Here is a 12227-nt window from a genome sequence, read left to right as displayed (position 1 = left end):
AGTGCGGGGGTTTTTTTATTGCGGGAGTAGCTCAGCTGGTAGAGCACTACCTTGCCAAGGTAGATGTCGCGAGTTCGAATCTCGTCTCCCGCTCCAATGAACGCCCCACTTCAGATGAAGTGGGGCTCCCTCTGTTTAGTATGACAACTTGTTCAGACTACATGCCAGGTGAGTTATTCGGTCTTATCCTTGCAGCCCGAAACAGCTGTAACTTACAGTTGCGAGGACATAACCAAAAACTCTCTCAGGGGTCTGAGAGAGCTCGCGTGGTGCCGAGAATGGGACTTGAACCCACACGCCTTGCGGCGACCGATTTTAAGTCGGTTGCGTCTACCATTCCGCCATCCCGGCTGTTGCCGCTGAGGCCCGTGCATTATAGAAGAAAAACCCCGCTGTGTGGCGGGGTTTGCTTGGTGGAGGTGGGCGGAGTCGAACCGCCGTCCAAGAGTCCGTTCAGCGTGCGTCTACGTGTGTATCCCACTGTTTGATTGTCGGGCCTGCACTCACCAGCGGGCAGGTTCTTGCAGGCCGTAGCTCCATTCAGTTTCGCCGCCGGCTATGGAGCATCGCCTGGGCTAGCCTTCTTTTTTAGTAGTTTGCACGACGCCAAAGGCCGGGCTTCGTGGTCACTATCTCACTTAAGCAGCGAGAGCGTAGTTCTGGTTGCCAGTTAATGGCTTTGCCGTTTGTTTACGAGGCCAACGGCACCTCGACACGCAACATCGCCTTCAGTTCCCCTGTCGAAACCGGGTCACCCCCGAGCGGTGGCTGAAGAGGTCTTCAGCGTCATAAAGTATAGCTTTTTCGTCTGACACTGCACTGACCGGGGCCACTATTTTCATTGCTCTTCCTTCATGCAGGGGCCGGCTTGCTCACTGAACCAGATATCCCCCAAAGACAATAGAACCCAGAGCGTTTCGGCCTGATTTTCTGGAGGCAATCTTGGATATTGACCGGATATCCGGTCGCTGGCCTAAAGCCGGCGTGGAAGGGACATGCCGAAGGTGTACCCCCACGGATGGGCCTGCAATTGCTGAAAACCCAGGTGACGGTAAAAGCCGACTGCGTTCTCATTGCGGCCCCCAACGCCCAAGTGCACACCCGGACAGCCCACGTCTTCCAGGGCGTCCATCAGGGTGTGCATAAGCCGCTTGCCGTTCCCACCCCCCTGCATGCGGGGCAGTAGGTCAATGTGAAGGTGCGCGGGGTATTCGCTTTGCAAGTCATCGTGTGTGTGGTTTGGGTGATGAATCAGGTTGATCATGCGCTGGTCGGGCGTGCGTTGCTCGTGGGGGATGTTGGCAGGGTCGGGGTATTGCTGGCGTAAAATGGGCCACCACTCGCGTTCCAGCGTCTCCTCGAATGCCTGCGAATCCGGCGCGGCAATGACGTACCCGCCTACGCCCTCGGCATCTTCCAGGACAAAGGCGAAATCAGGGGAAAAACGAAGGTAGGGCACGGCATACACGTGCCCCAGCAATTGAGGATCCTTATATAACGCGGACGCATCCGCTCCGCTGTCTCCGGTCAGCAGGCAGATGTCGTAAAACGCCCGCTCATCTTCCGGGCGGGCGCGGCGCAGCGCAGCAGAAGTCATATCCCCGTTATACGCCCTTAGAGCAGGTCTGCGAATGATGCGGGTGCTGTTCTACAGAGCAATCCATTCTCCCCTTCATGGCTGTGCCAGTCTATCCTGCTTGCTTAAATTCACTCGCTTTGCTCGGCCAAAAAGCAGTCCGTTCTTTTGTCCAATTCTCTAGCTGTCGCGGCGGAATTGGCTGTTGAAGTTACGCCACTGTTTCACGCCGTAAGCCTCGACGGGATGTGTCCAGCGCCCTGCGACCTGGCCCTCGCGCAGGGCCGTGATCAACTGCTCGGGCGTGTGAATGAGTCGGAAAGGCGTTTCTACCCAGGCCTCCCCGATGTCGCGCAGGGTATGGGCATCACTGCCCGCACTGAAAGGCAGGTTGCGGGCAGATCCCCACTCGGCGGCCACACGGTTCCAGTGGTGCCGGGACAGGCGCGAATTGAACGTTTCCACGATGTCGATGTCATCGGCGATGCGGGCGGTGGCCTCGGGGCGTAAACGGTAGCGTTTGAGCGGGTCGAACCCGTGCTGAAGAAGCACCAGGCCGCCCTGCGCCTTGATTTGCCTCACCGTCTCTTCCGGCGAAAGTTTTGGCTCGATGCGTTCTTTGAGAAAGAGGCCGATCAATTCGCCCTCGGAGGTGGTGACTTCCTCACCGGGAATGACACTCAGGCGGTCGTCGAGGCCCATGTCGCGGATGATCTGCTGTAACTCGGGGCCGCCGCGCTGCTGGTCGTGGTCGGTGACGGCCACCACGCGCGTATTGGTGCGCAGCATCCACGCCGGAATATCGCGCAGGGCCGTTTTGCAGTCGTGGCTGACTTCGGTGTGCATGTGCAAATCCATGCGCATGACCTGCACGCCCTCTCGCCACACAATGTTGTTCGGCAGGCCCTTTTCCAGCGTGCGCGGCGGCAGCTTCAGGAGTTTGCCCAGGGCGTCATGCGCCTGCATGATGACGGACACGGCCACCGGGCGCGTTCGTTTGGCTGCCGGGTCCGGCGGCGGGAGGGGTTTGCCTGCCGGCGACTGTTTGCTGGACACCGGGGAGGGCGATACTGGGGCGGGGTTCGCGGGGCTGGGCTTCTCGGTAGTCTCGAGGTTCTCGGGTTTCTCGGGCTGGCTCACGGTCGAACCTCCGCGGGTGCGGCCACTTGAGGCACGAGGACGCTTAAGGCACCGGGCCACACCTCTATTTTCACGGTTCCCGCCTGGCCCTGCTCGCCTGGCCTGACCTCGCCGTCGACGTGGAATGCCTGGCCGTGGTAGGGAATTTCGATGCACTGCACCTGGTCAGCCTGTACGCTGGGCAGCGCCTCGAACTCGTCGCGTGCGAGGGCGGCCATGTAGGCCAGCACACTGTCGCGTTCCTGCTGGTCGATGCGAATGACGTCCAGCCGCCCATCGTGCGGGTCGGCACTGGTCGCCAGGCGCAACCTCGGGCCGGTGGCCTTGGTGTTCATGACCTCCAGCAGCGCGTAAGGGATGTCCGGCAACTCCTGACCGTCCAGTTTCAGGGAGAGCGGGGCAGGATCGAAGGTCGTCAGCGTGGCGGCCACGGCCTGCACGGCCCGCACCGGGCTCTTGCCGCCTTCCGGGTCGTACTCGGCCATCACGTCCGCGAAGGCGCCGCACCCGCATGCCTCCAGAAAATAATCCACGCCCCACGGGGCCGTCACCTTGCCGATGTCGAAGGGTCGCACCTGCGCGCCCTGGTAGCTGGCGATGACGCTGAGAGGTTCTCCCTGCACACCCAGCATGCGCCCGATGTTGTTCGCCGTGCCCATGGGGATGACGCCCAGGGTGACGCCCGGGCGGCCCGCCAGGTGCATGGCCGCCGCCCGGATGGTGCCGTCGCCGCCCGCCACGAACACGGTGCCGGTCACGGACGCCAGGGCCTCGTTCAAGTCCTCCTCGGAGGCCGTAGCGCGGTACACCGGGCGGTAGCCGATCTGGTGCAGCGCCTCGACCAGGTGATCCGGACTGGCGGTCTCACTGCCACCCGCCTTTCCGTTGAAGATCAGGGTCGCCTCGGCCACCTCCTCCAGCGGAGTTACTTCAAGCGCGATTGTCATGGATGCACTTTACGCAAGGAAGTGGCCCTCAGGAAACAGGAAAATCCTAATTCCTGCGCCTCCACCCGATTCCTAAGCGGAATAGCAAGCCAGTTGTTTTCCCCGCTTCACTGGCCTGCACTAGACTTCAATTCATGATTCGTCTCGCCATACTGGCCGACCTGCACGCGAACCTCGCGGCAACCCAGGCCGTTCACGCTGACCTGCAAAGGCGCGGCCTCAGCGAAATCTGGGTGCTGGGTGACCTGGTCGGCAAAGGCCCCCGGCCCCGCGAAGTGCTGGAGTGGACGCAGGCGCACGCCAAGCGCGTCATCCAGGGCAACTGGGACGCCCGCGTGGCCGGCGCCACCCACCGCCCGCAAGACCTGTGGCCGCGCAGCAAACTGACCCCCCCGCAACTGGAGTACCTGGGCAGCTTGCCCTACGGCATCGAGGAGCAGTTCGGCGGGGCCTGGTGGCGCTTCGTTCACGCCAGCAGCAAGGGCCTCTTTCACCGCCTGTACCCGCACTCGTCGCTGAACGACCAGCTCGACGCCTTTCAGCCCAACCCGCAATTTGGGTTGCAACAGGAGGTGGACGCCCTGGTGTACGCCGATATGCACGAGGCGTTGATGCTGGACGTGGAAGGCCGCCCCCTGATCAACTGCGGCAGCGTGGGCAATCCCCTCGACAGCACCCTGCCGTGTTACCTGATCCTGGAATTCGAGGAAAAAAGCCCCAGCCACACCGCCACATTCGTGCGGCTCACTTACAACCGTGACGAGGAAATCAGCGCCGCCGAGGGAAGCGATATGCCCTTTATCCGCGAGTACATTGCCGAACTGCTGACCGGGGCGTACCAGAAGAGAAGGACAAGGGAAGGAGTGTAGAAAGCACCCGAAATCTCTTCGCCCATCTCTAAAAAACCGCCCCATCTGGAGCGGTTCTTTTATTCTCTGGCGTGGCCTAGCGGCGCAGCATGCGGCTGCCGATGGCGGCGGCGAGGCCCACCAGACCGGCTTTCACCAGGGGGTTGCTGAGCGCCCCGGAGTTGAAGGTCTGCTCCAGCGGGCTGGGGCCACTCTGCTGGGCAGGGGCCTGGGCGGTGCGGGTGTACGCATCGATGAGATCGTCGTCACTCTGGTGGTTGACCTGCTGCACCGGATTGGAGGGGCTGCGCACGATGGCGTCGCCCATCTGCTGGCGCTGGTCGGTGCTCATCCCACCGATGTAGTCGCGCAGAATCTGGTTGCGCTCCTCCGGGGAGGCGCTGCGCATGTAATCCTGAATGTAAGCGGCGGCTTCCTGCGGGCTGACCGTACCGTCGCGGTTGGTGTCGCGCGGGTCGTAGGCGTTGGCCATCTGCTGGTGGCGGTCTTGCTGGTCAAAGAACATAGCTGTACCTCCTTGGAGACTGGTCTTTCGCTTCTTACGCTAGGTAAGGGAGCCGGCCGGCGGGTGAGGGAGCGCTTTACAAGCCCTTAGCGCAGGGTATGGGCGCCGGACTGCCCGAATGTGCCTGGGGCCGGCGGGGCCGTTCATCAAATGCTCTAGAGTGCTGGGGATGCGTTCGCTGGTGCTGGTCGGTCACGGTTCACACGTCAATTCGCGGGCGGCCCGGAGCGTGTACCGTGTCGCCGAGGAACTCCGGCAACTGGGCAGCTTCAGTGAAGTGATCGAATGCTTCTGGAAAGAGGAGCCCTCCCTGCGTCAGGCCCTGCGCGTCACGGGCAGCACGGATGTGACGGTGGTGCCGTTTTTCCTGTCAGACGGGTACTTCACCGACACCGTGATTCCGCGTGAGCTGGGGCTGGGCCACCAGGGGCCGGTACCGCCCGAAGGGATTGCCCGCGTGCTGGGCGGCAAGACGGTGCGTTACCTGCCGCCGTACGGCTCTTTTCCCGGCCTGAGTGACTTGCTGGTGGCCTGTGCCCGCGAAGCCCTGCCGGAAGCGAACGCGCAGGATGTGGCGCTGGTGCTGCTGGGTCACCTGTCTGCCCGTCGGGGGGGGCACCTGGAACGCCACGCGCAGGTCATCCGGGACGCCCGGCAGTTCGCGGAAGTGCAGGTGCTGTACCTGGAAGATCACCTGGCACACGCACCGTGGCTGGACGTTATTCAGGCCGAGCAGGTCGTGGTGGTGCCGTTTTTCAGCGACCACGCCCTCAGTGAGGCGGCCCCTGCGCTGAGCGTGAGTCTGGGCGTTCAGGACGGCCAGGCGGGGGGAAAAAGCGTGACTGTGGCGCCGCCCGTCGGCACGCACCCCGCCCTGGCCCGCATGCTGGCCGGACACGCCCTGAACGCCACGCGGGACGGCTTCAGCGGCGACGCCGACCGCGTGCACCTGGCCGCCTGGACGCAACTGATGCAACTCGCCCGGCGGGGCCTGCGCCTCGGCGAGGCGGTCATCACCCCCCAGGGCACGCTGTTCGACCTGCGCAACACCCTGGACGAAGGTCGCCCCAGCGCGGAACTGACCACCTTCGTCACGGTAGAAGGCCTGCGCGATACCATTCGCGTGGACGACAGCGGCGCTCACCGGCCCGTGCGCACCTTCCGGAACCTTCCGCGCCACTGGCGGGCCGTGTTCAGTGAAGACGACCTGCCCGCCGCCATTCACGCCCTGTATCCGGCCACCGTCGAGGAAGCCTACTCGTGCGGCTGCCACTCGCTGCGCTCCACCCCCTGGCCCACCACCGCCCGCCGGCAGACCGGTATTTACGCCCGCGTGCAGAAAGCCACGCCCGCCCAGGTGGAAGAAGTGGCCCGGCACGTGTGCTCGAGGTGCCTGCGCACGCGCCTGTGGGCCAGCCAGCCCCTGCCACACACTTTCCTGACAGGCGTTCCCGGCGCGGTGCCCTGTGCCGAAGCCTGCACGTACCTCATCGCCGCCGTCCGGGAACACCTCGCCGAAAGACCCGCGGAAGAAAACAGCGCCGACGACTGAACGGGCCGCCGAGTTGCCCTCTGCGCGAGGTTATCGCCACACCGATGTGCCGCTTCCTGCACCGCTAACTCCATCTCCTTTTCACCTGAAAGTGACAGAATGCGCGGGTGACTGCCCCTGTTCCCGCTCCCGAAAAGGCCAAGCGCCGCATTCCGAAGACCATCTGGGACTTAGTTTTTACGCTGGTGATTCCAATCATGATCCTGAGTCCGAACCTGCTGGGTGAGGGAATCGGCGTGGCGAGTCTGCTGGGGGACGGGCAGACCGGGAACGTCCGCGCTTACCTGCTGGCGGCGCTTGTTCCGGTGGGGTACGTGTTGTGGGACATCCTGGTGAACCGCAACGTCAGCCCGGTGGCGCTGATCGGTGGGGCAGGGGCGCTGTTCAGCGGGGCGCTGGCGTTCTGGTACGTGGACGGGTTCTGGTACGCCATCAAGGACAGCGCCCGCTCGTACCTGACGGGGCTGCTGTTCCTGATCAGTGCCGCCACCCGCGTGCCGCTGTTCCGCGTGTTTCTGGACGCCGCCAGCATCGGCGAGAGCGAAGCCGACCGGGTGGCGACCCGCCAGGCGATGGCTGACCCCGGGGTTCACCAGGGGCTGGTGCTGGGAACGGTGGCGTTCGCCGTGGTGGATGTCGTGGGCGGACTGGTCAACAGCGCCGTGAACTACCAGCGGGTGACCGCGAAATTCGGTTCGGACGCCTTCAACGCGCAGGTGGCGGAAGTGAACGCCATCATGCGGGTTCCGGGGATGGTCATCAGCCTGCTGGGCGTGGGCCTGGCAATGTGGCTGGTACAGCGCGCCGTGAAGCGCCGTTTTGGGGAGCAGGCCAGCGTGTTCGAACCCTCCAAACTGGCCGCCGCCATGCGTGAAAAAGGCGAGCTGGGCGTGTAGGTGCGGCCGCCCGGACGTGCGCCCAGGCGGAGGCGGGGTTGGCGGGGGTTCCCGACGGCCAAAGCCCCTGAGTCTTCAGGCTTTCTCTGTGCTGCTCGTTGAAATCCGCCCTCCGTTCACCTTCACGGACGGTTATTCGGCTATCTTCATGCTCTAGAATTTGCGGTAATGCCTCTTGAATACCTGACGCGCATCGCCCAGACGCCCGCCCCGACCTTCGACGAGGCGCAGCGGGCTGACCTGATCACCCGCCTCTGGGAGGGCCTCGGGTACGCCTGCGAACGAGACGAGGTGGGCAACGTCGTGACGCGCATTGCGCCTCCAGGCACGGCGCAGCGGCCTGCGCTGGCGGTCATGGCGCACCTGGACACCGTGTTCGGCCCTCAGACAGATGTAACTGTGCAGCAGGACGGCGACCGGTACAGCGGGCCGGGCGTGGGTGACAACAGTGCCAGCCTGGCGGTGGTCACGGCCTTTCTGCGTGACCTGCGCGGGCAGACCGGGCAACTCAGACGCCCGCTGTGGGTGGTCGCCAACGTCGGTGAGGAAGGCCTGGGCGACCTGCGCGGCGCCAAGCACTTCCTCGCGCGCAACCGCGCCGGCCTGGGGGCGCTGCTGGCCGTGGACGGTTACCTGGGCGTGGCGGTCACCAAGGGCGTGGGTGTCCGGCGCTACAAGGCCCGGTTTGTGGGGCCTGGGGGGCACTCCTGGGGCGACGAGGCCCCCAGCGCCCTGCACGCCCTGGGGCTGGCGATCAGCGGCCTGTACGCCCTGCACCGGCCCCTCTCGCCGCGCACCACCCTGAACGTCGGCACGGCCACCGGCGGAAACAGCGTGAACAGCATCGCCGCGACGGCCGAGCTGCTGCTCGACCTACGTTCCCTTGACCCTGAACCGCTGATGGAGCTCGACAGCCGTGCCCAGGAGGTGCTGAACCGCGCCGCCCGGGACGCTGGTGTCAGCCTCAGCATCGAACGCGTCGGCGACCGGCCCGGCGGTGACCTGAGGGCTGGGCCGCTGCTCGACCTGGCCCAGCAGGCCGCGAAAGAACAGCGCCTGGATTTCCGGCAGGCCTCCAGCAGCACCGATGCCAACGCCGCTGTGCCCCACCAGCTGCCTGCCATGACCCTGGGCGTCTACCGGGGCGGCAATGCCCACCGCGAAGACGAGTGGGTGCAGGGCAGCAGCCTTCCCAAAGGCCTGAAACTCCTGCGGCGCGTCGTGGAACTGTACCAGCACCAGCCCGTCGGATAACTGGGGAGCGGGGATAGGGAAAATAGGATAAGACGCAGTTGTGTTCAGTGCGCCCTTGGCTGCTTGACCTGAGTGGAGGGGCAGATTCGCTGCCGGGTCTGCATACGCCCACCACCACAGGCGGGAGATAAAAGCGCAGCAAGCAGTCTCCGCCCAGCGCCGCCAGCACGCACAGCCCAGGCCAATGCGTTTCTGATTCCCGTACCGTCACGCGTTCAAGTTGACAAACGAAGGGTCGTCTTCTGGCGCTGGAATACCGCTTCGCTCCCCTTTTCTCGTCTCAAGCGGACTGTCACGCCTCCAGGCTGGCGCAGCGGCTCCCGTATGATCAGGCCATGCAAACTGTGGCGGAGGTACTGGTGGGGCACCGTTCCATTCGGCGCTTCAAACCGGACGAGATTCCCCAGGCGGTCATCGACGAGGTGCTGCGGGAGGCCATTGTCGGCACGTCGTCTTCGGGCAATCTGAACAGCTACTCGCTGGTGCTGACACGTGACCCGGAGCGCAGGCGCCGCCTTTACGAACTGCACGGTGAACAGGACTTCATTCTTCAGGCGCCGCTGGTCGTGACCTTCTGTGCCGACTGGAACCGCACGCGGGCGTGGTTGAAACTGCGCGGGGCGCGCGACAACTTCAACAACTTCCTGGGCTATCACGTGGCGGCGTTCGATGCCATGCTGCTCTCGCAGAGCGTGGTTCTGGGCTTCGAGGCGCGGGGTTACGGCATCTGCTATATGGGCACCACGCTGTACGCCATGGGCGAGATCGCGGAGTTGCTGGGGCTGCCGGAAACTTGTCTTCCCGTGACGACCATCGTGGTGGGCGTGCCGGACGAGCACCTCGGCAAGCGCGACCGGTTGCCGCTGCGCGCCTTTGTGCATGACGAGATTTACCGCGTCGCCGACACACCCGAACTGGAGGACATCTACCGTGAGCGTGAAGTCAGCGGCTGGCAGCGGTACATGTCCACGCCACGCCTGAAAGCCCTGTGCGAGCAGGGGGGGATCACGTCCCTGGCGCAGTTTTACACCAGCCCTTGCGAGGACGACCCGGACGCCTTCGGGCCGGAATCGACACGGCTGCTGGCCGCGCTGCAAAAAAGCGGTTTTCTGCCGGCCTCGCTGGATACCGCCGTACCTGCGGCGCAGGAGAAATGAGGCTCATCCGGCAGGTTCACCGCGTTCACGGGGTCAACTCTTCTGCCTCCACCAGGAAGTCCACGGCGCCGCTGCCGATCTCGTAGAAGCCGCCGATGACCTTGATGCGTCCGCTTTCCTCGGCTTCACGGATCACCGCTTGCTGCCGCAGCACGTGAACCTGGTGGCGCACATTGTTCAGGACAGCCTCGCGCATGCGGGCTTTCTTGTCGCGGATGGTGGGGAGGTGCTGCACGCTGGGCCGGATTTTTCCGATGAGGCTTTGGAGGTGCACCGGTTCCTGGGCATTCACTTCCGGGGGGCGCAGGGCCGCCGCGACGGCGCCGCATCCCTCGTGCCCCATCACCATCACCAGGTGAACATCCAGGTGCTTGATGGCGTACTCCAGCGTGCCCAGCCCTGATTCGCCCACGACGTTGCCCGCCACGCGCACCACGAACAATTGTCCCAGGCCCTGATCGAACACCAGTTCCACCGGAACGCGGCTGTCACTGCACGCCAGCACGGCGGCGAAGGGTGTCTGCCCGATGATCTGCGCCCGGCGTTCGTTGGCGCCCAGTTCCGGGCGGCTGGCGTTCCCGCTGAAAAAACGGGCGTTGCCGTCCTTGAGGGCCTGAATAGCCGCTTCGGGGGTGCTTACGCTCGAGGCTTTCAGGTCGGCGATGTCCTCCATGCTGGCCCCGCGACGGATGGCGTCCAGCAGGCGGCGTTGCAGATCCAGGGGCAGCAGTTCCGGGTGCGCTTCGTCAGTCATCACTGCATGGTAACGGCCCGCATTATCCTGAGGGCGTGACTGACCCGGAAACGCCCCCCACGCTTGAGGAACTGCTGGAGCGCTACGCCACCCTGCGCGACACCATTCAGGGCCTGGAAACCGAGAAGGAAGAACTGGGCCGGCACATCAAGGCGGCGCTGGAAGGCGGTGGGCACGCGGAAACGGAGTTGTACCGCGCGGTTCTGAAAGTCTCGCGCCGCGTCGAGTACCCTCTGGAGCGCTTCCGCGAGGTGTTCGGCGACGTGGCCGCGCTGGAGGTGGCCAGCATCGACAAGAAGAAAGCCGAAGCACTGGCGCAGGCCGGAGACCTGGACGCCGAACTGCTGAAAGAACTGGCGCAGGTCAGGGAAACGCAGGCGCTGGTGCTGCTTCCCAAAACCCGGTAAGGTCTGGCGCACGTCTTCCTGACAGCCGCAGGACGTGGCCCTGACGAACGCCCGGCACCATGAGGGCATGAAGAGACTGCTTGCCTTCTTCCAACTCCTTTTCCCGAAGCAGTATCACCTTGGCCAGGAACGTTTCAGTGCTTACACCCACACCTACACCGAACGTGAAATCCACGTGGCCCGCCGCCGGGTCGCCCTGACCCCCGTCGAGAAACTCGCCCTGTAAGACTGAACACACCGGGGACGCCCTGAATAAGCGGCGTCCCCAGATTTTTGGCAAAAGAAAAGCATTGCCGGGAAACAACGGCACCCGCGAAGCATCCCTTATGGCTGCTGCCTTCCGGCCCTGACCAGGTTCAGGCGTCCACGCTGCGTTGCACCAGCAATGCGTCAAGGAAGATAGCACAAGACGAGAAAAAGGCAAGGGAGGTGGCTGGGAAGCGCGGAGCAAAAGAAGTGGCCGGCTGCTGGGCAGCTGAATCTGGAAAAGGGAACCTTTCCATAGTCCACGATCTAAAGAAGAAACCGGAACCCACTTACGGATTCCGGCTTCGGCTGGTGCTCGAGAAGGGACTTGAACCCTCACGACTAAGTCACACGCCCCTCAAACGTGCGCGTCTACCAATTCCGCCACCCGAGCAACCCTGAGTGTCTGAAGGGCGAAAGCAATAGTAGGGACGGCGCGCACCGTTGTCAAGTCACCCCCTTGTTTTTCGGGGAGATCGTGGTATGCTCGCGTTTGCCGCCGTGACGGTGGAGGTCTTCTCCGGCTGAAACGACGCGGGACTTTCAAAAAAAGAGGGAAAAACATGATCGACAAGAAGCAAATCATCACCGAAAACCAGAAGGCCGGCAACGACACCGGGAGCACCGCCGTGCAAGTGGCCCTGCTGACCGCCCGCATTCAGAACCTGTCGGCTCACCTGAGCGCCAACAAGAAAGACAAGCACGGCCAGCGCGGCCTGCAACTCCTGAACGGCCAGCGCCGCCGCCTGCTGAAATACCTGGAGCGCACCGACTACGACCAGTACATCGCCCTGACCGACAAGCTCGGCATTCGTCGCGGTCAGCGCATCGTTCGCTGAACTGCCGTTCACTGCGCCGCTCCTTCGGGGGCGGTTTTCTAGTTGTCGGTTCTAGGTCGTAGAAAGAGTGAAGCGCGCGTCCCCT

General features: G+C 63.8%; 13 protein-coding genes, 3 tRNA genes and 2 other RNA genes. 9 read left to right on the top strand and 9 right to left on the bottom strand.

Annotated features, from left to right (window positions below):
* Positions 1-20: 20 nt before the first annotated feature.
* Positions 21-96: transfer RNA gene (locus tag E5Z01_RS16375), tRNA-Gly, on the top strand.
* A gap of 171 nt (positions 97-267) precedes the next feature.
* Here the strand turns inward: E5Z01_RS16375 and E5Z01_RS16370 are convergent.
* The 5 genes from E5Z01_RS16370 to E5Z01_RS16350 form a co-directional block, all read right to left on the bottom strand.
* Positions 268-351: transfer RNA gene (locus E5Z01_RS16370), tRNA-Leu, on the bottom strand.
* Between the two features lie 60 nt (positions 352-411).
* Positions 412-759: a transfer-messenger RNA gene (gene ssrA / locus E5Z01_RS16365) on the bottom strand.
* 214 nt (positions 760-973) lie between these two features.
* Positions 974-1597 carry a GNAT family N-acetyltransferase gene (locus tag E5Z01_RS16360; protein ID WP_135230330.1) on the bottom strand — a complete coding sequence of 208 codons (624 nt, stop codon included), beginning with the start codon at positions 1595-1597 and terminating at the stop codon, positions 974-976.
* Positions 1598-1756: 159 nt separating this feature from the next.
* Positions 1757-2440: a PHP domain-containing protein gene (locus E5Z01_RS16355; RefSeq protein ID WP_233554736.1), complete on the bottom strand. Its 684-nt coding sequence runs from the start codon at positions 2438-2440 to the stop codon at positions 1757-1759.
* Between the two features lie 272 nt (positions 2441-2712).
* Entirely contained in the window at positions 2713-3663 is a 951-nt protein-coding gene (locus E5Z01_RS16350) for a diacylglycerol/lipid kinase family protein (protein WP_135230329.1), read from the bottom strand.
* A 134-nt stretch (positions 3664-3797) separates the two neighbouring features.
* Between E5Z01_RS16350 and E5Z01_RS16345 the strand changes: the two genes are divergently transcribed.
* Positions 3798-4532 (top strand): metallophosphoesterase family protein, encoded by a 735-nt coding sequence (locus E5Z01_RS16345; RefSeq protein WP_119765494.1) that lies wholly within the window; start codon positions 3798-3800, stop codon positions 4530-4532.
* Positions 4533-4608: 76 nt separating this feature from the next.
* Here the strand turns inward: E5Z01_RS16345 and E5Z01_RS16340 are convergent, their stop codons facing one another.
* The gene (locus E5Z01_RS16340; RefSeq protein WP_119765496.1) at positions 4609-5037 is read right to left on the bottom strand and encodes a hypothetical protein; all 429 of its coding nucleotides are present in this window, start codon (positions 5035-5037) and stop codon (positions 4609-4611) included.
* A gap of 118 nt (positions 5038-5155) precedes the next feature.
* On the opposite strand from E5Z01_RS16340, the gene E5Z01_RS16335 reads away from it, so the two are divergent.
* The 4 genes from E5Z01_RS16335 (at position 5156) to E5Z01_RS16320 (ending at position 9896) form a co-directional block, all read left to right on the top strand.
* The gene (locus E5Z01_RS16335; RefSeq protein ID WP_240738511.1) at positions 5156-6589 is read left to right on the top strand and encodes a DR2241 family protein; all 1434 of its coding nucleotides are present in this window, start codon (positions 5156-5158) and stop codon (positions 6587-6589) included.
* A 107-nt stretch (positions 6590-6696) separates the two neighbouring features.
* Complete coding sequence (locus E5Z01_RS16330; RefSeq protein WP_135230328.1) at positions 6697-7485, top strand: VC0807 family protein; 789 nt, start codon at positions 6697-6699, stop codon at positions 7483-7485.
* Positions 7486-7653: 168 nt separating this feature from the next.
* Complete coding sequence (locus E5Z01_RS16325) at positions 7654-8739, top strand: M20/M25/M40 family metallo-hydrolase (protein ID WP_135230327.1); 1086 nt, start codon at positions 7654-7656, stop codon at positions 8737-8739.
* A 335-nt stretch (positions 8740-9074) separates the two neighbouring features.
* Positions 9075-9896, top strand: coding sequence for a nitroreductase family protein (locus E5Z01_RS16320; RefSeq protein ID WP_135230326.1), 822 nt, complete (start codon positions 9075-9077; stop codon positions 9894-9896).
* Positions 9897-9921: 25 nt separating this feature from the next.
* Here E5Z01_RS16320 and E5Z01_RS16315 read toward each other — a convergent pair whose 3' ends face one another.
* Positions 9922-10650, bottom strand: coding sequence for a carbonic anhydrase (locus E5Z01_RS16315; protein ID WP_135230325.1), 729 nt, complete (start codon positions 10648-10650; stop codon positions 9922-9924).
* Between the two features lie 35 nt (positions 10651-10685).
* On the opposite strand from E5Z01_RS16315, the gene E5Z01_RS16310 reads away from it, so the two are divergent.
* The gene (locus E5Z01_RS16310) at positions 10686-11057 is read left to right on the top strand and encodes a hypothetical protein (protein ID WP_119765508.1); all 372 of its coding nucleotides are present in this window, start codon (positions 10686-10688) and stop codon (positions 11055-11057) included.
* Positions 11058-11124: 67 nt separating this feature from the next.
* Entirely contained in the window at positions 11125-11283 is a 159-nt protein-coding gene (locus tag E5Z01_RS19625; protein WP_158591649.1) for a hypothetical protein, read from the top strand.
* A 61-nt stretch (positions 11284-11344) separates the two neighbouring features.
* Here E5Z01_RS19625 and ffs read toward each other — a convergent pair.
* An RNA gene (ffs, locus tag E5Z01_RS16305) (signal recognition particle sRNA small type) lies at positions 11345-11443 on the bottom strand.
* Between the two features lie 170 nt (positions 11444-11613).
* A tRNA-Leu gene (locus tag E5Z01_RS16300) sits at positions 11614-11697 on the bottom strand.
* Between the two features lie 169 nt (positions 11698-11866).
* Here E5Z01_RS16300 and rpsO point away from each other — a divergent pair.
* Positions 11867-12142 carry a 30S ribosomal protein S15 gene (gene rpsO, locus E5Z01_RS16295; protein ID WP_119765512.1) on the top strand — a complete coding sequence of 92 codons (276 nt, stop codon included), beginning with the start codon at positions 11867-11869 and terminating at the stop codon, positions 12140-12142.
* The last annotated feature ends 85 nt before the right edge of the window (positions 12143-12227 follow it).

Source organism: Deinococcus fonticola (genome assembly GCF_004634215.1).
GTDB lineage: Bacteria > Deinococcota > Deinococci > Deinococcales > Deinococcaceae > Deinococcus > Deinococcus fonticola.
The sequence above is the reverse complement of the archived record's forward strand: the minus strand, read 5'-3'. Positions and strand labels throughout refer to the sequence as shown.